Annotated in this window: 11 protein-coding genes; 5 read left to right on the forward strand and 6 right to left on the reverse strand. The window is 74.7% G+C overall.

What is annotated here, in order from left to right:
* Positions 1 to 228 precede the first annotated feature (228 nt).
* Together LX83_RS22850 and LX83_RS22855 are read left to right on the forward strand one after the other, a co-directional pair.
* Positions 229 to 1,326, forward strand: coding sequence for a cytochrome P450 (locus LX83_RS22850; protein WP_253774688.1), 1,098 nt, complete (start codon positions 229 to 231; stop codon positions 1,324 to 1,326).
* A 126-nt stretch (positions 1,327 to 1,452) separates the two neighbouring features.
* Positions 1,453 to 2,523, forward strand: a complete 1,071-nt coding sequence (locus LX83_RS22855; protein ID WP_253774690.1) for an isocitrate/isopropylmalate dehydrogenase family protein — start codon at positions 1,453 to 1,455, stop codon at positions 2,521 to 2,523.
* 66 nt (positions 2,524 to 2,589) lie between these two features.
* Here the strand turns inward: LX83_RS22855 and LX83_RS22860 are convergent, their stop codons facing one another.
* The 3 genes from LX83_RS22860 to LX83_RS22870 form a co-directional block, all read right to left on the reverse strand.
* Positions 2,590 to 3,048, reverse strand: coding sequence for a hypothetical protein (locus LX83_RS22860; protein ID WP_253774692.1), 459 nt, complete (start codon positions 3,046 to 3,048; stop codon positions 2,590 to 2,592).
* A gap of 93 nt (positions 3,049 to 3,141) precedes the next feature.
* Positions 3,142 to 4,122, reverse strand: coding sequence for an aldo/keto reductase (locus LX83_RS22865; RefSeq protein WP_253774694.1), 981 nt, complete (start codon positions 4,120 to 4,122; stop codon positions 3,142 to 3,144).
* A 12-nt stretch (positions 4,123 to 4,134) separates the two neighbouring features.
* Positions 4,135 to 5,097, reverse strand: a complete 963-nt coding sequence (locus LX83_RS22870) for an alpha/beta hydrolase (protein ID WP_253774696.1) — start codon at positions 5,095 to 5,097, stop codon at positions 4,135 to 4,137.
* 104 nt (positions 5,098 to 5,201) lie between these two features.
* Here LX83_RS22870 and LX83_RS22875 point away from each other — a divergent pair, with 104 nt between their 5' ends.
* A complete protein-coding gene (locus LX83_RS22875; protein WP_253774698.1) occupies positions 5,202 to 5,855 on the forward strand; it encodes a TetR/AcrR family transcriptional regulator in 654 nt (217 codons plus the stop codon).
* Positions 5,856 to 5,906: 51 nt separating this feature from the next.
* Here LX83_RS22875 and LX83_RS22880 read toward each other — a convergent pair whose 3' ends face one another.
* Entirely contained in the window at positions 5,907 to 6,950 is a 1,044-nt protein-coding gene (locus LX83_RS22880; protein WP_253774700.1) for a saccharopine dehydrogenase family protein, read from the reverse strand.
* A 110-nt stretch (positions 6,951 to 7,060) separates the two neighbouring features.
* Here LX83_RS22880 and LX83_RS22885 point away from each other — a divergent pair, with 110 nt between their 5' ends.
* Together LX83_RS22885 and LX83_RS22890 are read left to right on the forward strand one after the other, a co-directional pair.
* Positions 7,061 to 8,008, forward strand: a complete 948-nt coding sequence (locus LX83_RS22885; protein ID WP_253774702.1) for a helix-turn-helix domain-containing protein — start codon at positions 7,061 to 7,063, stop codon at positions 8,006 to 8,008.
* Between the two features lie 203 nt (positions 8,009 to 8,211).
* Entirely contained in the window at positions 8,212 to 9,612 is a 1,401-nt protein-coding gene (locus LX83_RS22890; RefSeq protein ID WP_253774704.1) for an FAD-dependent oxidoreductase, read from the forward strand.
* A gap of 24 nt (positions 9,613 to 9,636) precedes the next feature.
* Here LX83_RS22890 and LX83_RS22895 read toward each other — a convergent pair whose 3' ends face one another.
* The gene (locus tag LX83_RS22895; protein ID WP_253774706.1) at positions 9,637 to 10,830 is read right to left on the reverse strand and encodes a cytochrome P450; all 1,194 of its coding nucleotides are present in this window, start codon (positions 10,828 to 10,830) and stop codon (positions 9,637 to 9,639) included.
* A complete protein-coding gene (locus LX83_RS22900; protein ID WP_253774708.1) occupies positions 10,827 to 26,120 on the reverse strand; it encodes a type I polyketide synthase in 15,294 nt (5,097 codons plus the stop codon). Before LX83_RS22900 ends, LX83_RS22895 begins: the two co-directional genes overlap by 4 nt.
* Position 26,121 lies beyond the last annotated feature (1 nt).

Below are 26,121 nucleotides of genomic sequence, written 5' to 3' on the forward strand. Positions count from 1 at the left end.
TCCCCAGATCGCGTCTGCACAATACGCCAGGTGCGCGGGTGCCGGCGGCGCCAACGAGCAGTGCGGATCGACCGCACCGCCCTGGCGACGCCCTCCCCTGCCACACCAGCACAACCCCGAAGGAGGCAGCAGATGAGGCGCCTGATCAGACCGGTGATGCGCAGGCTGGGTGTGGAACGCGGGGTGCGCCGCCTGGCGTGGAACCCGCAGTACACCTACTACTGATCCATGTCATTCGGCCCGATCCGCCGGACCGGCTGGCGGGGAATGCGGCAACTGCACCGCCGCTGCCTGCGGCAACCAGTGTTCCGCACGCTCGCCGGCAGCGTCGTGCTCTGTGATTCCCACCTGGCCAGGCGGGCCCTGGTCGACGTCGACGGACAACTCGACCACGTGCCCGCCTTCTGGCGTCCCGGCGGTGTCGCGTTGCCGCCGGCGGTGTGCGGTGCGCTCAACCGGTGGGTGCACCGCACCCTCGCCGCCGAGGACCCCGACGCCCTGGCGGCGATCACCGTCGACCAGCTCGGCGCCGCACGCGGTGACCTGCACCGCGCCTGCCTGCACGCGGTGACCGAGGCGAACAGCGGACCGCTGGGGCTCGACCGGGAGGCCGAGCTGCGCGCCACGGTCAGCGAGTTCCTGGACACCGTCTTCCACAGCATGCTCACCGGCTCCCGCCGCCGCGCCGACCACGGTGCCTTCCAGCGCCTGGCCGCGCGGGCCGGCACGACACTGGCCACCAGCGCGCCGCCGGGCTTCCCGGAACTGGACCCGGCCGTCCGCGGCGAGGTCTACCTGCGCGCGGTGACCGCGTTCGTCGGCGCGTCCTCGGCGGCGCTCACCTGGCTGCTCTGCGCCCTGCAGTCGCCCGACCTGGTGGCCGCGCGGCGCGCGGCCGACCCCACGGCCACCCGCACCGAGGCGGCGCCCGAGCACATCGCGCTGGAAACACTGCGGCTGTGGCCACCCGCCTGGCAGCACCGCCGCGTCGTGCTGCACGACCACCGCATCGGGCCGCTGTCGGTGCTGCGGGGCGACGACGTGGTCGTCCCGGCCTACGCGCTGCAGCGCCACCCCCGGTACTGGCCGGACGCGGACACCTTCGACCCCGACCGCTGGTCGCGGCTGCCGAGTCGGCCCGAGGCGTTCCTGCCGTTCGCGGTCGGGCCCGGCTCGTGCGTGGGCGCCGCGTTCGAGGTGCGCTGGCTGGCCGCGGTCGCCAAACACCTGGCCGCCGCCGCGCCCATCGCGATGACCCGACGCGGCACCGCGCCCTGCGTCACCGCCGTCTTCTCCGCGCCCGAGCACACCCTCGGCGCCGGCTGACCCCGGCCGGCCACCGCACTCGCCCACCGGCGCGCTGGGTATAACTCTCGGCGGCAACACCCCGAGCAGGCCCGCTCCCCCGCGCCCCGCGGCGGTGGCCGGCGCACCCCGAGAAAGGCGGCTCCCGTGCAGCTCCTCGTCCTCCCCGGAGACGGCATCGGCCCGGAGATCACCCAGGCCACGGTGGACGTGCTCGACACGGTGAACACGCTGCTCGACCTCGGGGTGGAAATCGAGCGCCACGACATCGGCCTGGCGTCGCTGGCCACCACCGGAACCACCCTGCCGGCGGCCGTGCTGCGGCGGGTCCCCGAGGTGGACGGCGTGCTGCTGGGGCCGGTCTCGACCTACGAGTACCCGCCGCGCGAACAGGGCGGCATCAACGTCTCCGCCGAGCTACGCCGGGTGTTCGAACTGTTCGCGAACGTGCGGCCGTGCCGGTCCCACCCGGACCTGTCGGTGCTGCGCAAGCCCATGGACCTGGTGATCGTGCGGGAGAACACCGAGGGCTTCTACGCGGACCGGAACATGCACGTGGGCAGCGGCGAGTTCATGCCCGACCCCGATCTGGCGCTGTCGGTCCGCAAGATCAGCGCGACCGCGTGTCGCCGGGTGGCCCGCGTGGCCTTCGACCTCGCCCGGGGCCGCCGCCGCAAGGTCACGGCGGTGCACAAGGCCAACGTGCTCGCCCTGTCCGACGGCCTGTTCCTGCGGGAGGTGCGCGCGGTCGCCGAGCAGTACCCGGACGTCGAACTGGACGAGCTGATCGTGGACGCGACCGCGGCGCTGCTGGTCCGCGACCCCGAGCGGTTCGACGTCATCGTCACCACCAACATGTTCGGCGACATCCTCTCCGACGAGGCCTCCGAACTGTCCGGGAGCCTGGGCCTCGGCGGCTCCATCAACACCAGCCACGACATCTGCCTCGCCCAGGCCCAGCACGGCTCCGCACCCGACATCGCGGGCCAGGGCATCGCCAACCCCACCTCGCTGATCCGGTCCGCCGCCATGCTGCTGGACTGGCGCGGCCGCCACGACGCCGATCACCGGCTGGTGGCGGCGGCGGACCGGATCAGCCGGGCCGTGGACACCGTGCTGGACAACCCCGCCACCCGCACCCGCGACATCGGCGGAACCCTGACCACCGACGCGTTCGCCCGCGCGGTGTGCGCCGCCCTGACCGAGGCCGACGACTGACAGCCCGCCCCAACTCTGTCCACCGAGGACCTCAGCGGTGGGAGCGCGCCACGGGCGGCGGCACCGTCAGCCGGCGTCGGCCTGGTCCGCTCGCCGCCACAGCAGCGCGATCGCGAGGAGACCGGCCAGACAGGGCACCATCCCGACCCAGCCCAGCACCGGCGGCAGGCCGGTGGCGCCGGAGGTGTCCTTGGTGAGCAGCCCGATCAGTCCGACGCTGGCGCCCAGCGCGAACATCACGGTCGCGACGGGTCGCGCCCACCGCTTGCCCGCCCTGACCGCCCAGATCGTCCCGAGCCAGGCGAGGACGCCCAGCGCTCCGATGGCGGACAGCAGGACCAGGTAGGTGCTGACGGCCGAGTCGACCTGCGTCCGGGCGTACCCGGGATACCCAGCCTGGATGTGGTCGGCCAGCAGGTGGGTGGTGGCGCGGTCGACATACGGCACGATCGTCGCGACGACGGTGAGACCAAGCCCCACGCACATCGCCGCGATCGCCCTTCGCTCCTGGATTGTTGTGGTCATCAGAATGCGTTCCCTTGCGTCAGTCCAGCCGCGCGGCGCCGGCGGCCTTGAGGATCTCGACGATCTCCGCCCGCACCGCCTCGGCCTCCGGTCTCACTGGTCGATCATGCGGATGCCGTGCTCGCCGTATCGGGCTCCCCGGGCGCCGGTGGCGGGGACGGCGGCGTCGATGGCGCCGAGGTCGGCCGCGGTCAGGTGCAGGTCGAGAGCGGCCAGGTTGTCGCGCAGGTGGGGACGGCGCGAGCTGCCGGGAATGGGGATGACGTCGCTGCCGCGGGAGAGCAGCCAGGCGAGGGCGACCTGGGCGGCGGTAGCGCCCTTGGCGGCGGCGAGTCGGGTGATGGCGTCCACGATGGCCAGGTTGGCCGTGAGGTTGTCGCCGTTGTAGCGGGGGGCGGTGGCGCGGAAGTCACCGGGCTCGTAGCGGGTGCTGGCGCGGACGGCCCCGGTCAGCACGCCGCGACCGAGCGGACTGTAGGCGACCAGGACGGCCCCGAGGTCCCGGATCGTGGGCAGCACGTCGTGTTCGACATGGCGCTCCCACAGCGAGTACTCGGTCTGCACGGCGCTGATCGGGTGGACGGCGTGCGCGCGCCACAGGGTGGCGGCGGAGACCTCGGACAGGCCGATCTGGCCCACCTTGCCCTGGGCGACCAGATCGGCCAGCGCCCCGACCGACTCCTCGACGGGGACGGCGGGGTCGATGCGGGCGAGGTAGTACACGTCGATGTGGTCGGTGCGCAGCCGGCGCAGCGACGCGTCGCAGGCGCGGCGCAGATCACTGGGTGAGCCGGCGGGGACCAGCCCCTCGGCGGTGCGCCGCACGCCCGTCTTGGTGGCCAGCACGACCCGGTCGCGGTGCGGTGCGAGGGTCCGGCCGAGGAGTTCCTCGTTCGCCCCGTCACCGTAGAAGTCGCCGGTGTCGAACAGGGTGACACCGGAGTCCAGGGCCGCCAGCAGGGTGGCCGCGGCCTCGCGCGGATCGGCGGGGCCGTAGCTGCCGGTCATGCTCATGCAGCCGAGGCCGAGCCGGGAAACTTCGGGGCCGGACGGCCCGAGAGCGGTGGTGTGCATCGCGTTCCCCCGTCACCCCGCCAGCGCCACGCGGAGGAATTGGCGGATCTCCGCCTGGGCGAGCACGGCCTGCGGCTCCACGCCCGGCAAGGTCAGGAACGCGTGCCGCGCTCCCGGGTACTCGGTCAGCCGCACGGACGTCCCGGCCGCCCGCAGGCGCTCGGCGTAGCGGCGGCCGTGATCAGCGACCGCGTCCCGGGTCGGCACCACGACCAGCGCGGGAGCCAGCCCGTCCAGATCGTCGGCGTACAGCGGCGAGAACGCGCGGGCGTCGGTCCCCGGTGGGATGGCGAGCCGCTGGATGAGCCGCAGTTGCGGCAGGGCGCGAGTCGGGCTGTAGGCGTACTCGGTGACGGAGGGGTAGTCGCACATCGTCTCCGTCACGTCGACCACGGGGTTGACCAGCACCTGCGCCCTGAGCCGCAGGCCGGCGTCCCGGGCCCGGATGGCCGCCAGGGCGCTGATCAGCGCGCCGCAGCTCTCCCCGAAGACGGCGGTGCGCGACGGGTCGGCGCCCCACCGCGCGGCGTGCCGCACCGCGTGCCGGAGCACGTCCCAGCCGTCGTCAACGGCCGCCGACAGCGGCGTGTGCGGGGCGATGAGGCGGTGTTCGACCGAGATCACGACCGCGGGCAGGTGAGCGGCGAGGTGGCTGTTGGTCCAGTCGCACTGCGCCGCGGTGCCCACGAAACCGCCTCCGTGCACGTGGACCACGAGCGGCAGGTCGGTTCGGGTGCCGGCCTCGCCGTCGCCCGTGGACGCCGGCCGGTACACCCGGACCGGCAGGTCGCGGCCCGGCAGCGCCAACTCCTGCCACTCGATGGCGGCGGCGGGGTCCGGTTCCCCGATGAGCGCCCAAGCCGCGCTGGACGCCCGGAAGCGGTTCTCCGCGTCGCGGTAGGCGATCAACTCCTCGATCGTCGCCGTCGAGAAGTCCGGCTCCGGCGGCCGGGTCATCGCAGTGGTCTCGCTCATGTCTTCTCCTTCGCTGTGTCAGCTCTCAGCGGTGCCAACACTGTTGCACGCACTGCGTGCAACGGCAAGTGCATAATAAGCTGAGCACCGACGAAAGGGGCGAGATGGCAGGTCGACGGCGTTGGGCGACCGAGGAGATCCTGGACACCGCGGCGGAACTGCTGCGCACGAGCGACGCCGAGTCGTTCAGCGTGCGCCGGCTCGCCTCGACACTCGGGACCGACTCCTCCAGCCTCTACCGGCACTTCCGCAACAAGACGGAACTGCTGCGCGCGGTCGCCGACCGGATCCTGCTGGCCGCGATGGACGGCTACCACCCCGAGGGCGACTGGAAACAACGCATCAGCGCCACGGCCCTACGCCTGCGGGAGACCTTCGGCCAACACCCCCAGCTCGCCCTGATCTGGGGACGCTACGGGTCCGGCGGCACCGGTTCCCGACTGGTCATGGAAGAGGTGCTGCAGGCCCTGCGCGCCTCTGGCCTGCCCGACGAGGCGATCCCGACCCGCTACCACCGGATCGTGGTCCTACTCGCCGCGCTGATCGCCGCCGAGGCCGGCGTCAGCACCCTCACCCCCGACGAGTACGACCAGGGCATGGAGCAGTTCCGCGTCGCGGTCCTGGGCGCCGACCCCGAGCGCTTCCCCGCCCTGGCCCACTTCGCCCGCGAGATCCGCCCCCTCGGTGTCGACCGCCACGCCGCGTTCGACGAGATCCTCGCCGCCCACCTCGCCCGGATCGAGACCGAGATCCCCTGACACACCCACCCGGCCTCCCGACCACGGAAGCCGCCGCGCACGTTCGCGCGGTCAGCCACGCGTGTCGAGCGGGGCGTGCAGCGAGAGGTACGGGGACAGGGCGCGGAGGAAGTCCTCGGCATCGAAGGCCGCACCCGCGGAGACGACACCCGTGGCCCTGGTCCGACCGGTGAGGATGCGCTCGACGGCCTCCACCGCGAGCGGCGCGCTGATGGCGTAGATGTCCTGACCGGAAGCGGCCACCCGCCGTTCGGCGTCGCCGGAGCGGACGAGGACGTCGACGACGAAGGTCTGCGCCGAGCGACCGCGCTCGTCCACCGCGGTCGGCGCCGAGGCGTCCGGAGCGGACAGGTCCGCCGCCGCCGTGGCGGTCATGTAGGTGCACACCTCCGGAACAGCCAGGTGGCTGGCAACGGTGACCACGTCGGCCATGGTGAACTCACCGATGACGCGCTGGGGACCGAGCGGAGCCGGGAAGTGCCACTCCAGGGTCGGCAGGGAGTCGTTGTGGTACTCCAGCCGCCCACCGCTGTAGCGGACCTGGCGGCCACCCCGCCGCTGCCGCGACACCACGCCCGAGGCGAGCGTCCCGCCGGTGGGGTGCCAACTGCTCAGGCCGTAGGCCACGTGCACCTCGTCCGCCGCCGTCCAGTCCCCCATCGCGGTGGTGACCAGCAGGTCGCCGAGGCCGCCGTAGAAGGCCATCGCCGGGACCACCACCACACCCGCGGCGCTGGCGCGCTCCGCGAAGTGCGTGAACGTGTCCTGGTTCGCCTCGATCTCGGCGGCCACGTCGACATACGGGATGCCCGCCCGCAGCGCCGCCTCCACCACCGGACCGGCGGTCGCCGCGAACGGCCCGGCGCAGTTGATCACCGCGGCCGCGTCGGCCAGCGCGCGGTCCAGCGAGGCCGGATCGTCGACCGACGCCGTCCGCGCCGCAGTCCCCGGCTGGGCCTGCGCCAGCGCCCGCAGCTTGTCCTGGTCGCGACCGAGGAGCAGCGGGTGGTATCCGCGCTCGCGCAACTCCGCGACCACGAACCGCCCGGTGTGCCCGTAGGCCCCGAACACCGCCACGTTCCGATTCGTTCCCATGTCCGCTCCTGTGTGTCCTGTGTGCTCGAAGTGATCGACTGGGGAAATCCTGTCCTGTTTGGACACCGCTGCCCAGTGTCTGTAACGACACGACCCGTACAATTCCGGACATGAGTCCTGACCCGCGCTCCGTCGCGGTCGCCGCCACCGACGGGATGCTGCACTTCGAGCTGGCCCTGGCCCAGGAGGTGTTCGGCTCCGCCCCGGCCGCCCTGCCCGGCCCCTGGTACGACGTCCGGGTGTGCGGCACCCACGCCGTCCAGGTCGGCCCGTTCCTGCTGGAGCCCGACTGCGGCCTGGAGCGGCTGGCACACGCCGCCACCGTGATCGTTCCCGCCCTGGCCGACGTCGACGAGGACCCGCCGGCCGACCTGGTCGAGGCGGTGCGCGTGGCCCACGAGTCGGGCGCGCGGGTGGTCTCCCTGTGCACGGGCGCGTTCGTGCTCGCCGCCGCCGGCCTGCTCGACGGGCTGCGCGCGACCACGCACTGGGCCCACACCGCCGAACTGGCCGCGCGCTATCCCCGGGTGCAGGTCGACCCGGACGTGCTCTACGTCGACAACGGCAACGTGCTCACCTCCGCGGGCAAGGCCGCGGCGATGGACCTGTGCCTGCACCTGGTCCGCCTCGACCACGGCTCCGCGGTCGCCAACGTGGTCGCCCGCCGCCTGGTCGTGCCACCACACCGCGCCGGCGGCCAGGCCCAGTTCGTCAGCACACCGGTGCCCGCCCAGGACGACCACCCCCTGGCCGAACTGCTCCCCTGGGTGATGCGGCGGCTGGACCAGCCACTCACCGTCGAGGACCTGGCCCGCCAGGCGAACATGAGTTCGCGCCACCTGACCCGGCACTTCCGCTCGGTAACCGGCACCACCCCACTGCAGTGGCTGCTGACCCAGCGGATCCGCCGCGCACAGGAGCTGCTGGAGACCACCGACGACAGCGTCGACACCATCGCCTCGGCCGCGGGCATGGGCACGGCGACGACGCTGCGCCGCCACTTCCACCGCACCCTCGGCGTACCGCCGGACGTCTACCGCCGCACCTTCCGCGAGTGAGGTCGTCGGGGCGGTTGTTGCGAGGAGTAGTACTTTTGGTTGACACTGAAATAATTGAGTAGGAAAAAATCGCGGTCGCCAGTTCACGTGATCGATCGTCTTTCTGGCGTATTCCTCCCCAGCGCGGCTTGGTGTTTGCTGAGTGGGGCCACGGAAAACGGTGTCCCGTCTGCCGGAGAACACGAAGAAGGGACGGGCTGCTGATGACCCCAACACGTGCCGTTGTCCTCGGTGGTGGTCTTGCCGGCATGCTCGCGGCGACCAGCCTGGCCGCGCAGGTGGACCAGGTGACCGTGGTGGACCGGGACCGGCTCCCCGACGACCCACGGCCCCGCAGCGGCGTTCCCCAGGCACGGCACACCCACCTGCTCATGTCGGGTGGCGCCCGCACCATCGACCGGCTGCTGCCCGGCACGCTCGACCGCCTCATCGCCCGCGGCGCCCGGCGCATCGGCATTCCCAACGAGATGGTGTCGCTGTCGGCCCAGGGGTGGATCCACCGCTTCCCGGAGATCCAGTTCATGGTCTCCTGCAGCCGCGGCCTGCTCGACTGGGTGGTTCGGACCCAGGCGCTGGCCAATCCCCGAATCACCGTGCGCGACCACACCGACGTCCTCGGGCTGGACGGCGACCGGACCAGGGTGACGGGCGTGCTGGTCGCGGACCGCGGCAGCGGGACGCAGGAGCGGTTGCCGGCCGACATCACGGTGGACGCCACCGGCCGCGGCTCGAAGATGCGCCGGTGGCTTGAGCCGCTCGGCCTGCCCGCCGCCCGCGAGGAGACGGTCGACTCCGGACTCGCCTACGCCACCAGGGTTTTCCAGGCACCGGCCGCCGCCGCGCGGCGTTTCCCGCTGATCAACATCCAGGCCAGCCCCCAGGACGCCGAGCCGGGCAAGACCGCGACGCTGCTGCCCATCGAAGAGGGCCGCTGGATGGTGACCCTGTCCGGCACCCGAGGCGGGGAACCGCCCACCGACGAGGACCGGTTCGTCGACTTCGCCCGGTCGGTGCGCCACCCCCTGGTCGGCGACCTGATCGCCACCGCACGGCCGCTGTCCGGCGTCTACAGCTCGCACAGCACCGTGAACCGCCGGGTCTACTACGAGCGCCTGCCGGTCTGGCCGGACGGGCTGGTGGTGCTCGGCGACGCACTCGCCACCTTCAACCCGGTGTACGGGCACGGCATGTCGGTTGCCGCGCACAGCGCCGCGACCCTGGGCGCCGGGCTGCGGCGGTACGGCCTGGCCACCCCCGGGACCACCCGGCGCATCCAGCGGGCCCTGGCGCGGACGGTGGACACGGCCTGGGTCATGGCCACCTCACAGGACATCCTCTACCCCGGGGCGGTCGGCAAGCCGCAGCCACGCCTGCTGCGGCTGTCCCGCCGCTACGTCGACCGGCTGTCCCGAGCCGCCACCCGCGAGCCGAGGGTCACCGCCGCCATGATGAACGCGTTCACCCTCTCGGCGCCGATGACCTCGCTGCTGCACCCCGCCGTGGTGCTGGCGACACTGCGCGGGCCTCGCCGCCCACCGCTCGCCGGGCCGACCATCACCCAGGAGGAACGGGACTTCTGCGTCGAGCAGCACCCCTCGGCCTGACCGGGTTGCCGGTTGCCGGTGCCCTCACCAGGCCACCGGCAACCGGTGCACCCCGTAGATCTGCCGGTCGGTGCGCATCGGCACCTCCTCGGCCGCCACCGCCAGCCGCAGCGTGGGAAAGCGGTCGAACAACGCGGTGAAGCCCAACCGCATCTCGATGAGCGCCAGCCCCTGCCCGAGGCACTGGTGCACCCCGTGCCCGAAGGACAGTTGACCGGCCGCGGACCTGGTGATGTCCAGCTCGTCGGGCTCGGGGAACCGGTTCGGGTCCCGGTTGGCCGCGGCGACGGAGACGGTGACCACCTCACCGGCCCTGATGAGCTGTCCCTCGAACTCGACGTCCTCGGTGGCGGTCCGGGTCAGGCCGTACTGCGGGATGCTCAGGTAGCGCAGCAGTTCGTCCACGGCACCGCGGATCAGCCCCGGGTCGGCGCGCAGGGCCGCCAGCTGGCTCGGGTTGCTCAGCAACGCGAACGTGCCCAGCCCGAGCATGTTCGCGCTCGTCTCGTGACCGGCGATGAGCAGCAGGAACGCGATGCTGGTCAGCTCGACGTCGGTCAGCTCGGCCTGTGCCACCAGGTCACCGAGCAGGTCGTCGGCCGGCTCGGCCCGCTTGCGCAGCACCAGCTCGTACAGGTAGGCGTTGATGTCGGCGAACGCCTGCCCCATCTCCGCCACCTCCAGGCTGACCAGCGCCTCGGACAGTCGGTGGAAGTGCGCCCGGTCGGCGTAGGGAACACCGAGCAGCGCGCACATCACCCTGGCCGGCACCGGCAACGCGAACTGCTCGACCAGGTCGACCGGGGGCCGCAGCCGCGCCATCTCGTCCAGCTGCTCGGCGATGATCTGGGCGATCTGCGACTCCAGTTCACGCATCCGCCGGGCGGTGAACCGTCCCGCGAGCAGCCGGCGGTACCGGGTGTGCTCGGGTGGGTCCAGCGCGAGGAAGTACCCGGGTGGCGTGGGCTGGACCTGGTCGGGGTCCACGGGGGGACCGACGGGCAGGCGCTTGAGTTCCAGTCGGGCGCTGAACGCGGGGTGGGACAGCAGCGCCCGCGCCTGGGCGTGGCCGGTGACCAGCCAGCCGCAGTGCCCGTCCGGGTAGCGCAGCCGGGTCACCGGGTGCCGCTCGCGCAGCAGGCGCAGCTGCTCCGGCGGGTCCAGCGGGTGCGGCCGGTGGGTGGACATGGTCACCGGGGCCGGCGGGGTCTGGGTCATCGCACGTTCTCCTCGCTCACGCTGGTGATCGGTGGCGTGGCGACCCGCCGCAGCCAGGCGTCCACCGCCGCGGCGGTGTGGTCCGCGTAGTCGCCCATCATGCTGAAGTGGTCGCCGGGCACGTCCACCACGCTGTGCGCGCTCTCCCAGGAGGTGCGCCAGTCCTCGTCCCTGGTCCACTCGATCAGCGGCACGGTCGCCCGCACCAGCAGGATCGGACTGGCCAGGTCCTGGATCTTCCAGGGGAACGCCACGTACCGGCCCATCGCGGTCAGCCAGTCGTCGTTGAACGCGTAGCCCATGCCCACGTGCACGTCGTAGAGCCGCACCGCGAACTCGGGGATCAACGCGTCGGTGATGTGCGCGAGGTGCGGCCCGAAGGTGTCCAGCAGCACCACGCCGCACGGCCGCACCCCCTGGGCTTCCAGGTGCCTGGCCAGTGTCTGCGCCACCAGCCCACCCGAGGACAACCCGACCAGCGCGAAGGGCCGGTCCGCGTAGTGGGCGAGCACGGTCCGCGCGTGCAGCCGGATCAGCGCGTCGATGTCGCTGGGCAGCAGCTCCCCCTCGGTGAACCCCGGGTGCTGGAGCACGGACACCTCGTGGTCGTCGCGCAGCGGCGCGGCGAACCGGGCGAACTGCTGGGGGCCGGGCATGCCGATGAAGCCGGGCAGGCACACCAGGGCGGGCCCGCTCCCCCCGGTGCTGATCCAGCTGATGTCGACGGTCCCGGTCAGGTCGGTGGGATCGTCGAAGGTGCGGCGGAACCGGGAGGCCATGTCCAGGAAGTCCATGAACTCGTTGGCCTTGCCCAGCTCGATGGCCCGCCCGAACAGCGTGTTGAACTGGCCGCCCTCGATCTGCTCCTCGGGTGGCCGCTGCTCGGCCTGGGCCGGCTCCCCCAGGAGCGCGTCGAGGTGCTCGGCCAGGTCGGTGGGCGTGCGGTGGTCGAACACGGCCGCGGTGGGCAGCTCCCGACCGATGGCCGCGCCCAGTCGCCCGACCAGCTCGGCCGCGGTGACCGAGTCGAAGCCCAGCTCCAGGAAGCCGCGGTCGACGCGCACCTCGTCGGCCGCGGCGTGGCCCAGCACCACCGCGGTCTGCGCGCGGACCAGGCTCAGCAGCTCGGTGCGCCGCTGGTCCTCGGGCAGCTCCGCGAGCCCACCGGGCAGGGCCGGCGTGGCCTCCTGCTCGACAGGCACCGCCGGCTCGGGCTGGCTGGCCTGCCGGAGTGCCTTGCCGGCCGCGTTCACCCAGAACCGCCTGGTCTGGAAGGCGTAGGTGGGCAGGTCCACGCGCCGGGCGCGGCGTGGCGCGAACAGCGCCGCCCAGTCCACCGCGCTGCCGCCCACGTGCAGCTGTCCCAGCGCGGTGGCCAGGGTTTCGGTCTCGGGCCGGCCGCCGCGCAGCACGGGCACGAACACCGCCCGGCCGCTGGCCGCGGTGGCCGGCGCGCCACCGGTGCCTGGAGTGCGGGCGCATTCCCTGGCCGCGGCGGCCAGCGTCCCGTCCGGACCGGCGTCGACGAAGGTCCGCACGTTGCGGGCGAGCAGCCAGCGCACCCCGTCCTGGAAGCGCACGGTCTGCCTGGCGTGCCGCACCCAGTAGTCCGGCGAGCACAGCTGCTGTTCGGTCGCGAGTTCTCCGGTCACGTTGGACACCACGGGAATCCGCGGCGCCTGGAACCGCAGTCCCCGTGCGACGCGGGCGAACTCGGCCAGCATCGGCTCCACCAGCGGGGAGTGGAACGCGTGGCTGACCGGCAACTCCCTGGTCTTGCGGCCACGCTCGCGCCACGTCGCGGCGATGTCGGCCACCAGGTCCGCCGGCCCGGAGATCACGGTCGCGCCCGGCCCGTTGACCGCCGCGACCGCCACCCTGCCCCCGTGCTCGGCGAGGCTGGCCAGCACTTCCTCCTCGGCCGCCCGGATCGCGGTCATCGCGCCGCCCGGGGGCAGCTCCTGCATCAACCGGCCGCGGGCGGCCACCAGCGTGCACGCGTCCGCCAGCGAGAGCACGCCGGCCACGTGTGCGGCGGTCAGCTCGCCGACGGAGTGGCCCAGCAGGTAGTCGGGCCGGACCCCGCAGGAGCGGACCAGGTGGAACAGCGCGACCTCGACGGCGAACAGGCTGGCCTGGGCCTGCCCGGTCTGCCGCAGCCCGTCCGGGCTGGCGAAGACCAGCTCCCGCACCGGGCGGTCCAGGTGCGGGTCCAGTTCGGCGCACACCGCGTCGAACGCCTCGGCGAACACGGGGAACGCCCGGTACAGCTGCTGGCCCATGCCGACCCGCTGGGCGCCCTGGCCCGCGAACAGCACCGCCAGCCGACCGGTGTCGCCGCGCGCGGCGCCCAGCACCACCCCGGGGCTGGCCTGGTTGCCGGCCAGTGCGGCCAGGCCGCGCCGCAACTGGTCGCGGTCGGTGCCGACCACCACGGCGCGGTGTTCGAACTGGGTTCTGGTCAGCGCCAGCGAGTACCCCACGTCCTCGGGTCGCGCCGCACCGCCCTCTCCGTCCACGAAGGACAGCAGGCGGTCGGCTTGGGCGCGCAGGGCTTCGGGCGTGTGCGCGGCCAGCGGCCAGGCCACGGCGACCGATTCGGTGTCGTCGGTGGCGGCACCGCCCGCCTCGGCCGGGGCGGGCTCGGGTGGTGCCTGTTCGAGGATGACGTGCGCGTTGGTGCCGCTGATACCGAAGGAGGACACCCCGGCCCGGCGGGGCCGGCCGTGCTCCGGCCAGGCCACCGGCTCGGTCAGCAGCCGCACCGCGCCGGTTGACCAGTCCACCTGGGACGTTGGCTGCTCGGCGTGCAGGGTCCTGGGCAGGACGTTGTGGCGCAGGGCCAGCACCATCTTGATCACGCCGGCCAGTCCGGACACGCCCTGGGTGTGGCCGATGTTGGACTTCACCGACCCGAGCCACAGTGGACGGTCCCGGTCCTGGCCGTAGGTGGCCAGCAGCGCCTGCGCCTCGATCGGGTCACCCAGGCGGGTGCCGGTGCCGTGCGCCTCCACCGCGTCCACGTCCGCTGTGGACAGTCCGGCACTGGCCAGCGCCTGCCGGATCACCCGCTGCTGGGCCAACCCGTTGGGCGCGGTCAACCCGTTGGACGCGCCGTCGGAGTTCACCGCGCTGCCCCGCACCACCGCCAACACCGGGTGGCCGTGGCGCTGCGCGTCGGACAGCCGCTCCAGCAGCAGCACGGCGACGCCCTCGGACCAGGCGGTGCCGTCCGCGGTGTCCGCGAACGACTTGCACCGCCCGTCCGGCGCCAGGCCGCGCTGCCGGCTGAACGCGACGAACGCCGACGGGGTGGCCAGCACGGCCGCCGCGCCGGCCAGCGCCAGCGAGCACTCCCCCTGCCGCAGCGCCTGGCTGGCCAGGTGCAGCGCCACCAGCGACGACGAGCACGCGGTGTCCACGGTCACCGCCGGCCCCTCGAACCCGAAGGCGTAGGCCAGGCGCCCGGACAGCACGCTGGCCGAACCACCGGTGATCAGGTACTCGTCGCCGCCCTCGCCGGCGGCGGCCAGCAGCACCCCGTAGTCCTGGCCGCTGGTTCCGGCGAACACCCCGGTCTGGCTGCCGCGCAGGGTGGCGGGATCGATGCCGGCCCGTTCGATCAGCTCCCAGGACGCCTGCAGGAGCAGCCGCTGCTGGGGGTCCATCATGTGGGCCTCCCTCGGGCTGATCCCGAAGAACTCCGCGTCGAACAGGTCCACCCCGTCCAGGAAGCCGCCGTGGCGGACGTAGGACCGGCCCGGCCGGCCGGGCACCGGGTCGTGGATGGCGTCCACGTCCCAGCCCCGGTCGTCGGGGAACGGGGTGATGGCGTCCCTGCCCTGGCTGACCAGCTGCCACAGCTGGTCGGGCGAGCGGACACCGCCGGGGAAGCGGCAGGTCATCGCCACGATCGCGATCGGTTCGGCGGTGGCGCTCCCGCCAGCGGACCCCGGCCCGGCGGTGGCGGCCGGGGCTGGCTCGGCGGTCCCGAGCAGTTGGGCCAGCAGGTGGTCGGCGAGCGCGCGTGCCGTGGGGTGGTCGAACACCGTGGTCGCCGGCAGCCGCAGTCCGGTCGCCGCGGCCAACCGGTTGCGCAGCTCAACCGCGGTGATCGAGTCGAAGCCCAGTTCCCGGAAGGCGCGGCCGTCCGGCACGGCCTCGGCGGAGTCGTGCCCGAGCACGGCCGCGGCGTGCCGCCGGACCAGGCCGAGTACCAGGTCGCCGCGGTCGGCGTCGGACAGGCCGGCCAGCTGCCCGGCCAGCCCCGCCGTAGCGGAGTGCTCGGCCTGGTCGGCCGGCGCGGCCGAGCGGACCGGTGTGGGCCGCGACCGCCGGCCGACCAGGGCCCGGAGCAGCACCGGCAGCTCGTCGGGCCGGTGCTGCCCGGCCGTGTGGTCGAGGCGGAACAGGACCGGGCCCGGGTCGCGGGCGGCCACCGCCAGGTCGAACAGGGCCAGGCCGTCCTCGGGCGACAGCGGCAGCACGCCCGCGGGCTCGGCCGAGGCTGCGCCCGCGGCCGGGGTGCTGGGCTGCCAGGGGCCCCAGGCCAGCGACACCGCGGGCAGCCCGGCCGCGCGCCGCTGGCGGGCCACCGCGTCGGCGACCGCGCCGGCCGCGGCCACGTCGGCCGGCGCGGCGCCGCCGAGCAGGGCCGAGGCCGAGGAGCACAGCACGAAGGCGGCCAGGTCGGCCTGCCTGGTCAACGCGTCCAGGTGCAGGGTCGCGGCGAGGGCACCGGCCGCCGGCGGGTCGGCCACGTGCACGACCGCGGTCACCGGCCGGTCGCTGGTCACCTCGGCCAGCAGCGCGGCCACGGCGGCGCGGTCGGCCAGCTCGCGGGTGACCAGGGTGACCTCGGCGCCCAGCTCGGCGAGCGCGGCCACGGGGTCGGCATCCGGGTCCGGTCGGTGCCGGGTGACCAGCACCAGGTGCCGCGCGCCGTGGCCGCGCACCAGGTGTTCGGCCAGCAGCCGGCCCAGTGGTCCGTCCGCCCCGGTGACCAGCACCGCCCCGGCCGGGTCCAGTCCGAGGCGGGTCGGCTCCGGCGGTGCCGCCCGGTCCAGCCTGGGCTGCCGCACCACCCCCGCCCGGATGGCCACCTGTGGGGCGCCGCCGGCCAGCACCGCGGGCAGGGCCCGCTGGGAGGCCTCGGTGTCGTCCAGGTCGACCAGCCCGAACCGGTGCGGATGCGCTGCCTGGGCGGCGCGCACCAGTGCCCACACCACCGCGGCGGCCGGTCGGGGTGGGGCGTCGGTCTCGGTGGCCGCGACGGCGTGGCGGGTGGCCACCACCAGCCGGGCGGCGGTGAACCGGTCCTCGGCCAGCCAGCCGCGCAGCAGGTCCCGCACGTGCTCGGTGACCGCCCTGGTCGCGGCGGCCTCGTCGGTGTCGCCGGGGCCGATCGGCACCACGACCGCGGTGGGGTGGTCCGCGGCGGGGGACGGGATCTCCCCCAGTGACGCGAACCTGGCCGGCCCCGCCTGGTGCGCCGGGCCCAGCACCCCGGTCGGGTCCGCGCCGAGCACCACCCAGTCCGCTCCGGACCGTGCCGGCGCCGGGTCGTCCGGCGCGGTGGGCCAGTTCAGGGTGAACACGGCGTCGCGCAGGCCGGCCGCGCGCAGCTGGTCGGATGCTGGTGGCCGCAGGGTCACCGAGTCGACCGAGACCACGGGCTGGCCGGTGTCGTCGGCCAGGACGACCGACACGGTGTCCGGCCCGGTGCGCCAGGCCACCGCGCGGGCCCGCGCCGCGCCCCGGGCGTGCCAGGACACGCCGCGCCAGGTCAGCGGCTGTAGGACCAGGTCAGCGGAGTCGGCCAGCACCCCGTGCAGGGCCGCGTCCAGCAGTACCGGGTGCACCGCGAACGCCCCGACCTCGGTCGCGGCCTCCTCGGGCAGGACGACCTCGGCGGCGGTCGCGGCGACCGGCGGCCGGCCCGGCTCGGTGACCGTCCACCGCCACAGCGCCCGCAGGCCGCGCAGGGCCGGCCCGTGGTCCAGGCCGGCCGCGCTCAGGCTCGGGTACACCGCCTCCGGGTCGGCCGCCACCGCCCGCTCCGGGGGCCAGTCCGGCAGGGGCCGCGGCCCGACCGGGTCACCGGCGGACAGCAGACCGGTGGCGTGCTCGACCCACCCGCGGTCAGCCGAGGCGTCGTCGCGCGCGTGCAGGCTGATCGGGCGCTGGCCGGACTCGGTGGGCGCGCCCACCGACACCTGGAGCCGCACGCCCCCCTGCTCGGGCAGCACCAGCGGGGTGTGGAGGGTCAGCTCGTCCACCCGGTCGCAGCCGAGCCGGGCGGCGGCGTGCAGTGCCAGCTCCAGCACGGCCGGGCCGGGCACCACGGCCGTGCCCAGCACCCGGTGCTCGCCCAGCCAGGGCTGGGCCGACAGCGACAGGTGTCCGGTGAGCAGCAGCCCGTCGGCGGCGGCCAGTTCGGTGGCGGCGCCCAGCAGGGGATGTCCCGCCGCCTCCAGTCCGGCCGCGCCCACATCGCCGGTCGGGCGGGCCGGGGGCAGCCAGTACCGCCGGCGCTGGAACGGGTAGGTCGGCAGCGGCACCCGCCGCGCCCCGCGCTCGGCGAACAGCGCCGTCCAGTCCACGGCCACGCCGTGCGTGTGCGCCTGGGACACCGACAGCAGGAAGCGGTCCAGGCCGCCCTCGCCGCGGCGCAGCGAGCCCACGGCGGCGACCGGGACGTCGTGGCTGTCCGCGGTCTGCTGGACGGCCAGGGACAGGATCGGGTGCGCGCTGGGTTCGACGAACACCCGGTGGCCGTCGGCGAGCAGCGCGCTCACCGCGCCCTCGAAGTTCACCGGTCGACGCGCGTTCCAGAACCAGTACTCGGCGCCCAGCTCCGCGGTGTCCAGCCGGGCGCCGGTCAGCGCGGAGTAGAACGGCACGTCCGAGGAGCGCGCGGGCACCTCGCCCAACAGCGTCAACAGCCGCTCGCGCAGCGGCTCCACCTGCGCGCAGTGCGAGGCGACGGTGGTGGGCAGGATCCTGGCCCGCACTCCCTGGGCCGCGCAGTCGGCGGTGAACTCCTCCAGCGCGGCGACCGCACCGGCCACGGTGACCGCGCCGGGCGCGTTGAACCCGGCGAGGGCCAGCGCGTCCCCCCAGCGGGCGATCCGGGCCGCCGCGTCCGAGGCGGACAGCGCGACCGAGGCGATCGCGCCCGCGCCGACCAGGGTCTCGGCGAACAGTTGGCTGCGCAGCACCACCACCCGGGCCGCGTCGGCCAGCGACAGCGCGCCGGCCACGCAGGCCGCGGCCACCTCGCCCTGGGAGTGCCCCACCACCGCGGCCGGCCGCACCCCGTAGGAGCACCACAGCTCGGCCAGCGACACCATCACCGCGAACAGGGCGGGTTGCAGCACCTCGATCCGGTCCAGGGTCGGCGCGCCGGCCGCGCCCCGCAGCACGTCGTGCAGCGACCAGTCCACGTGGGGTTCGATCGCCTCGGCGCACTCGGCCATCCGCTTGGCGAACACCGGCGCGGAGTCCAGCAGGTCCACGGCCATGCCGGCCCACTGCGCGCCCTGTCCCGGGAACACGAACACGGCGCCGCCGACCCCGTCGCCGGTCACGCCAACGCACACGTTGTCGGCGGCTTCACCGGCGGCCAGTGCCCGCAGGCCCCGGGTGAAGCCGGCGCGGTCGGCGGCCACCACCACCGCGCGGTGCGCCAGCGCCGCCCTGGTGGTGGCCAGGGAGTACCCGACGTCCACGGCACGGGGTTCGGGGTCGTCGCCGACCCGCGCCAGCAGCGCGCTGGCCTGGGCGCGCAGCGCCGCTGGCGACCCGGCGGACAGCACCCACGGCACGGGGCCGTCCCCGGCCGGCGCGGCGCCCACCCCGTCGTCGGGTTCGGCCGGTGCGCCGGGGGGCTGTTCGAGGATCAGGTGGGCGTTGGTGCCGCTGATGCCGAACGAGGACACGCCGGCCCGGCGCGGCCGGCCGCGCTCCGGCCAGGCCACCTCCTCGGTCAGCAGCCGCACCGCGCCCGAGGACCAGTCCACGTGCGGCGAGGGCTGGTCGACGTGCAGCGTCCGGGGCAGCAGCCCGTGCTGGAAGGCCAGCACCACCTTGATCACGCCGGCCACCCCGGCGGCGAACTGGGTGTGGCCGATGTTGGACTTGAGCGAGCCCAGCCACAGCGGCCGGTCGGCGGGGCGGTCCTGGCCGTAGGTGGCCAGCAGCGCCTGCGCCTCGATGGGGTCGCCGAGCGTGGTCCCGGTGCCGTGCGCCTCCACCGCGTCGACGTCGCCGGGCGTCAGGCCCGCGTTGGCCAGTGCCTGGCTGATCACCCGCTGCTGGGACGGCCCGTTGGGCGCGGTCAGGCCGTTGGAGGCGCCGTCGGAGTTCACCGCGCTGCCCCGCACCACCGCCAGCACCGGGTGGCCGTGGCGGCGCGCGTCGGACAGCCGCTCCACCAGGACCAGGCCGACGCCCTCGGCCGCGCCGAACCCGTCGGCGCGCGCGGAGAACGCCTTGCACCGGCCGTCCGGTGCCATCCCGCCCTGCCGGCTGAACTCGACGAACGCGTTCGGGGTGGCCATCACCGTCACCCCGCCGGCCAGGGCCAGCGTGCACTCGCCCTGGCGCAGCGCCTGCGCCGCCAGGTGCAGTGCCACCAGCGACGAGGAGCACGCGGTGTCCACGGTGACCGCGGGCCCCTCCAGTCCGAAGGTGTAGGCGACCCGCCCCGAGGCCACGCTGCCGCTGTTGCCGGTGACCAGGTAGCCGCCGAGGTCCTCGACGGTGCTGGCGCTGGCGGTGCTGCCCGCGCCGTACTCGTTGTACCCGGTTCCCACGTAGACGCCGGTGCGGGTGCCGCGCAGGCTGGTCGGGTCGATGCCGGCGCGTTCGAACAGCTCCCACGCGGTCTCCAGGAGCAGCCGCTGCTGCGGATCGCTGGCCAGGGCCTCGCGGGGGCTGATGTTGAACAGGGCCGCGTCGAACAGGGCCGCGTCGGGCAGGAACCCGCCGGTGCGCACGTAGGTGCGGCCGGCCCGGCCCCGGTCGGGGTGGTAGACGCCCTCGACGTCCCAGCCCCGGTCGGTGGGGAACGGGCCGACGCTCTCCCCGCCCCGCGCCAGCAGCCGCCACAGCTCCTCGGGGCTGCTGACGCCGCCGGGGAACCGGCAGCTCATCGCGACGATCACGATCGGGTCGTCGGTGGTGTCCGGCCGCGCCGCCGGGGTGCTCGGGGTGGCGGCCGGCTGGTCGCCGCTCAGTTGCGCCGCCAGGTGGGTGGCGAGCACGGCCGGGGTCGGGTGGTCGAAGACCAGGGTGGCCGGCAGCGTGAGTCCGGTGGCGGCGGTCAGCCGGTTGCGCAGTTCCACGCCGGTCAGCGAGTCGAACCCGAGGTCCTTGAACGGGCGGGCGGCGGGAACCGCGTCGGCGGACCGGTGGCCCAGGGTGGCCGCGGCGTGCGCGCGGACCAGGTCGACCAGGGCCCGCTCCCGCTCGGCCCTGGGCAGTGCGGCGAGCCGGTGCGGGCCGGGCTTGTCCGGACCGGCCGCGGGCGCGGCCACGGCCGACCGGTCGGGTCGGACCGGTCGGCTCACCAGTCCGCGCAGCAGGGGCGGTACCGGCTCGCCGCCGAGGCCGGCCCGCACCGCCGCGAAGTCCACCTTGGTGGGCACCAGCACCGGCTCGTCCAGGGCGAGCGCCGCGTCGAACAGGGCCAGTCCCTCGGCCGAGGACAGCGCCACCGCCCCGGCCCGGCTCATCCGCAGCCGGTCGGTCTGGTCGAGGCCGTCGGTCATGCCGCTCGGTTGCTCCCACAGGCCCCAGGCCAGCGCGGTCGCGGGCCGGCCGTGCGCGCGCCGGTGCTGGGCCAGCGCGTCCAGCAGCGCGTTGGCCGCCGCGTAGTTGCCCTGGCCGGAGCCGCCCATCGTGCCCGCGGCCGAGGAGAACAGCACGAACGCGGACAGGTCGAGATCACCGGTCAGCTCGTGCAGGTGCAGGGCGGCGTCGGCCTTGGGCGCCATGACCCGGTCGAGGCGCTCGGGGGTCAGTGATCCGAGCACGCCGTCGTCGAGCACCCCGGCCGCGTGCACGACGGCGGTGAGCGGGTGCTCGTCGGGCACCGAGGCGAGCAGGCGGGCGACGGCGTCCCGGTCGGACACGTCGCACGCGGCGATCCGCGCGTCGGCGCCGAGCGCGGCCAGTTCGTCGGTGAGCGCGGCGTCGCCGCCGGAGCGGCTGGCCAGCAGCAGGTGCCGGACGCCGTGCCGGGTGACCAGGTGGCGGGCCAGCAGCCGACCCAGGCCACCGGTGCCGCCGGTGATCAGCACCGTGCCGTCGGGGTCGAGGCTGGCCGGCAGGGTGAGCACCAGCTTGCCGGTGTGCCGTGCCTGGGTCAGGAAGCGCAACGCCTCGGGTGCCCGGCTGATGTGCCAGGTGGTGACCGGCAGGGGCCGCAGCACTCCCTGCTCGAACAGGTCGAGCAGCTCGGTGAGCAGCTGGCCGATCCGCTCGGGGCCGGCGTCGAACAGCTCGAAGGCCTGGTAGGTCACGCCCGGGTGCTGTGCGGCGACCTGCTCGGCGTCGCGGATGTCGGTCTTGCCCATCTCGACGAACCGGCCGCCGTCGGCCAGCAGCCGCAGCGAGGCGTCCACGAACTCGCCGGCCAGGCTGTTGAGCACGACGTCAACGCCGCGCCCACCCGTGCCGGCCCGAAACGTCGGCTCGAAGTCGAGGTCGCGGGAGGACGCCAGGTGCTGCTGGTCCAGCCGGGTCGCCGGCCACTTGTCCGCGCTGGCCGTGCCGAACACCTCGGCACCCCAGTGCTGGGCCAGTTGCACCGCGGCCATGCCGACCCCGCCGGCGGCGGCGTGCACCAGCACCGACTCCCCCGGCCGCAGCCGCGCCAGCTCGCGCAGCGCGTAGTGCGCGGTCAGGAAGACCACCGGCACCGAGGCGGCCTGCGCGAAGGTCCAGCCGTGCGGGATGCGGGCCAGCATGCGGTGGTCGGCCACGGCCAGGGGCGCGAACGCGCCGGGCAGGATGCCGAACACCCGCGTGCCCGGCGTCAGGTCGGGCACGTCGGGACCGACCTCGGTGACCACCCCGGCGCCCTCGACACCCATGACGGCCTCGCCCGGGTAGACGCCCAGCGCGATCAGCGCGTCGCGGAAGTTCAGGCCGGCCGCCCGGACCGCGACCCGGACCTGTCCGGGGGCCAGCGCGGTGGTGGCCTGCGGTGCGGGCACGAACGCCAGGTTGTCCACGCTGCCCGGGCTGGTCACGTCCAGCCGGCTGCCCGGCCCCGGGGTGGCCAGTCCGTCCACGCGCGCCAGCCGGGGCGCGTAGGCGGTGCCGGCGCGGACGGCCAGCTGCGGCTCGCCACTGGCCAGCGCGGCCGGCAGCGCCGCGCGGGACGCCTCGGTGTCGTCCAGGTCGACCAGCACGAACCGGCCGGGGTTCTCGGTCTGCGCGGAGCGCACCAGCCCCCAGACCGGTGCCGCGGCCAGGTCGGGCACGTCCTCACCGGGCAGCACCGCGATGGCGCCGCTGGTCAGCACCGCCAGCCGGGTGTGGGCGAAGCGCGGGTCGGTCAGCCAGGTCCGCAGCAGGTCGAGGACTCGCGTGGTCACCGCCCGCCCGGTCTGGCCCGGCCGTGACCGGCAGTCGGCGGTGACCACGCCGGTGGGGGGCGTGTCGGTGTCCAGCACCTGCTCCAGCGGCACGGTGGCCGCGGTGTCCGCGCCGGTGCTCAGCGCGGTCCAGTCGACGCGGAACAGGCTGTCCCGCCACGGTTCGGTCGGCTGCGGGGCGGGCAGTGGCCGCAACGCCAGTGCCGCCACCGACGCGACCGGCTGGCCGGTGGCGTCGGCCAGTGCCACGCGCACCGCGTCCGGTCCGGCCGGGGCGAGGTGCACGCGCAGCTGGGTGGCGTCGGTGGCCAGCACGCTCACCCCGCGCCACGAGAAGGGCAGCAGCGGCCCGTCGCCCGCCGCGACGAACTCACCGAGGCCGATCGCGTGCAGGGCGGCGTCCACCAGTGCCGGGTGGATGCCGAAGCCGGCGGCGTGCCCGGTCTCGGTCAGGGCGACTTCGGCGAACACCTCGCCGGCACGCCGCCACGCGGCGCGCAGCCCGCGAAACGCCGGCCCGTAGCCCAGGCCCGTCTCGGCCAGCCGCGGGTAGAGGTCGGTCACGTCCATCGGGTCGGCGCCGGGTGGCGGCCACGCGGTGCGGTCCGCCGATGGGACCGCGCCCGTGGCCAGCGTGCCGCTGGCGGTGCGGGTCCACGCCTGGCCGTCGGCGCGCGAGTGCAGCCGCAGCGGGCGGCGGCCGTGCTCGTCGGGGTCGCCGATCCACACCTGCACCCGGACCGCGCCGTGCTCGGGCACCACCACCGGGCTTTCCATCGTGAGTTCGTCCACCCGGTCGCAGCCGACGGCCTCGCCGGCCCGCACGGCCATGGCGAGTAGGGCGGTGCCGGGCAGCAGCACCCGGTCGTGCACGGTGTGGTCGGCCAGCCACGGGTGGCTGTCCAGGGACAGCCGACCGGTGATCAGGGTGCCGCCGGCCTCGGCCAGCTCGACCGGTTCGGCCAGCGGGGCCGGCTCGGCCTCGGCCGCCAGCCAGAAGCGTTCCCGCTGGAACGGATAGGTCGGCAGGTCCACGACGGCGGCACCGGGGAACAGCGGGCGCCAGTCCACGGGCACGCCGTGCACGTGGGCCTCGGCCAGCGCGGTCACGAACCGGGCGGGGCCGTCCTCGTCGCGCCGCAGGGTGCCCAGCACGGCCGCGTCGGCGCCGGCCGCGTCAATGGTCTCCTGCACCCCGACGGTCAGCACCGGGTGCGGGCTGATCTCGATGACCACCGCGTGGTCCAGCAGGGTGCTGACCGTCTGCTCGAACCGCACGGTCTGGCGCAGGTTGCGGTACCAGTAGGCGGCGTCCAGCTCGGTGGTCGGCTCGCCGGTCACGGTGGAGTGGAACGGGATCCGGCCCGGCCGGGGTGTCACCGGCGCGAGGTCGGCGAGCAGGCGTTCGCGGATCTCCTCGACCTGCGCGGAGTGGGAGGCGTAGTCCACGGGCACGCGCCTGGCGCGCTCGTGGCTGGCGAGCAGCTGCTCCAGCGCGGCGGGTTCGCCGGACACCACGGTGGAGCGCGGCCCGTTGACCGCCGCCACCGACAGTCCCGCGATCGGCGGCAGCTGGTCGGGCGGCACCGGCACCGACACCATCCCGCCTCGGCCGGCCAGGCTCGCCAGTGCCCTGCTGCGCAGCGCGGCGACGCGGGCACCGTCGGCCAGCGACAGCACGCCGGCCGCGCAGGCCGCGGCGATCTCCCCCTGGCTGTGCCCGATCACCGCCGAGGGCGTCACGCCGTGGGCCCGCCACAGTTCGGCGAGGCTGACCAGCACCGCCCACAGCGCCGGCTGCACCACGTCGACCCGCTGCAGCGCCTCGGCGTCGCCGAGCACGTCCAGCAGCTCCCAGTCCACAAAGGACCGCAGCGCGGTGGCGCAGTCGGCCATGCTGGCCGCGAACACCGGGGACGCCGCGAGCAGGTCGACGGCCATCCCGGCCCACTGCGAGCCCTGGCCGGGGAAGACGAACACCACCGAGGGCGGGTCGGCGGGGGCCAGGCCACGCACCAGACCCGGATCCGGGCGCGCCTCGACCAGCGCGCGCAGCCGGTCGCGGGTGGGCTCCAGCAGCACGGCCCGGTGCTGGAGGGTGGCCCGGGTGGTGGCCAGGGACAGCCCGACGTCGGCCGGGTGCGCCCCGGTGTCCACAAGGGACATCAGGGAGCCGGCCTGGTCGCGCAGGGCCTGCTCGGTGTGGCCGGACAGCACCCACGGCACCGGCCCGGTCCGCGCCCAGGGCTGGGTGTGCTCGGGTTCGGCCGGCCCGTCCTGGCCCGGCCGGTCGTCCTCGGCCCGGTCGGGGTGCTGTTCCAGGACGACGTGCGCGTTGGTGCCGCTCACCCCGAACGAGGAGACCGCGGCCCGCCGCTGGCCGTCCCGCTCCGGCCAGGCCACCGCCCGGGTGGCCAGCGACACCGCGCCGGCGCTCCAGTCCACCTCCGGGGTCGGCTCGTCGGCGTGCAGGGTGCGCGGCACCACGCCGTGCCGCATGGCCAGCACCATCTTGATGACGCCGCCGACCCCGGCCGCGGCCTGGGTGTGCCCGATGTTGGACTTGAGCGAGCCCAGCCACAGTGGACGGTCCCGGTCCTGCCCGTAGGTGGCGATGAGCGCCTGCGCCTCGATGGGGTCGCCCAGGGTGGTGCCGGTGCCGTGCGCCTCGACCACGTCCACGTCGGCCGGGCGCAGGCCGGCGCCGGCCAGTGCCTGCTGGATCACCCGCTGCTGGGCGGGACCGTTGGGCGCGGTCAGCCCGCTGCTCGCGCCGTCCTGGTTGACGGCCGAGCCGCGCAGCACCGCCAGCACCCGGTGGCCGTTGCGCCGCGCGTCGGACAGCCGCTCCAGCAGCAGCAGGCCGATGCCCTCTGCCCAGCCGGTGCCGTTGGCGTGGGCCGAGAAGGACCGGCACCGCCCGTCCGGCGACAGCCCGCGCTGGCGGCTGAACTCCAGGAACAGGGCGGGGCTGGACATCACGGTCACGCCGCCGGCCAGCGCGAGCGCGCACTCGCCCTGCCGCAGGGCCTGGGCGGCCAGGTGCATGGCCACCAACGAGGACGAGCAGGCGGTGTCGATGGTGACGGCCGGCCCTTCCAGACCGAGGGTGTAGGCGACGCGTCCGGATGCGACACTGCCCGCGCTGCCGTTGCCCAGGTAGCCCTCGAAACCCGGGGGCGGCTGCGGGAAGCGGGTGGCGTAGTCCTGCACCATGACACCGGTGAACACGCCGGTGCGGCTGCCGCGGATCGCGTGCGGGTCGATGCCGGCGCGCTCCACGGTTTCCCAGGCCACCTCCAGCAGCAGCCGCTGCTGCGGGTCCATGGCCAGCGCCTCCCTCGGCGAGATCCCGAAGAACTCCGCGTCGAAGCGGTCGGCGTCGTGCAGGAAACCGCCGTGCCGGGTGTAGGTGCGGCCGGGCCGGTCCGGGTCGGGGTCGTAGATTCCCGCGACGTCCCAGCCCCGGTTGGTGGGGAACTCCGAGATGGCGTCGGTGCCGTCGGCCACCAGCCGCCACAGGTCCTCCGGCGAACGAACGCCGCCCGGGTAGCGGCAGCCCATCGCGATGATCGCGATCGGCTCCCCCGCCCGGTCCTCGACCTCCTTGAGCCGGCGCCGCGCCTGCCTGAGGTCGACCGTGGCCCGCTTGAGGTATTCCCGAAGCCGCTGTTCATTGTCCACC

The sequence above is a fragment of the Goodfellowiella coeruleoviolacea genome (assembly GCF_024171785.1).
Taxonomy (GTDB): Bacteria; Actinomycetota; Actinomycetes; order Mycobacteriales; family Pseudonocardiaceae; genus Goodfellowiella; species Goodfellowiella coeruleoviolacea.

Bases quoted from the DNA above. Each gene is read 5' to 3' on its own strand.
- LX83_RS22850 (WP_253774688.1), top strand. From the start codon at position 229: ATGTCATTCGGCCCGATCCGCCGGACCGGCTGGCGGGGAATGCGGCAA.
- LX83_RS22860 (WP_253774692.1), bottom strand. From the start codon at position 3,048: ATGACCACAACAATCCAGGAGCGAAGGGCGATCGCGGCGATGTGCGTG.
- LX83_RS22865 (WP_253774694.1), bottom strand. From the start codon at position 4,122: ATGCACACCACCGCTCTCGGGCCGTCCGGCCCCGAAGTTTCCCGGCTC.
- LX83_RS22870 (WP_253774696.1), bottom strand. From the start codon at position 5,097: ATGAGCGAGACCACTGCGATGACCCGGCCGCCGGAGCCGGACTTCTCG.
- LX83_RS22875 (WP_253774698.1), top strand. From the start codon at position 5,202: ATGGCAGGTCGACGGCGTTGGGCGACCGAGGAGATCCTGGACACCGCG.
- LX83_RS22880 (WP_253774700.1), bottom strand. From the start codon at position 6,950: ATGGGAACGAATCGGAACGTGGCGGTGTTCGGGGCCTACGGGCACACC.
- LX83_RS22885 (WP_253774702.1), top strand. From the start codon at position 7,061: ATGAGTCCTGACCCGCGCTCCGTCGCGGTCGCCGCCACCGACGGGATG.
- LX83_RS22890 (WP_253774704.1), top strand. From the start codon at position 8,212: ATGACCCCAACACGTGCCGTTGTCCTCGGTGGTGGTCTTGCCGGCATG.
- LX83_RS22895 (WP_253774706.1), bottom strand. From the start codon at position 10,830: ATGACCCAGACCCCGCCGGCCCCGGTGACCATGTCCACCCACCGGCCG.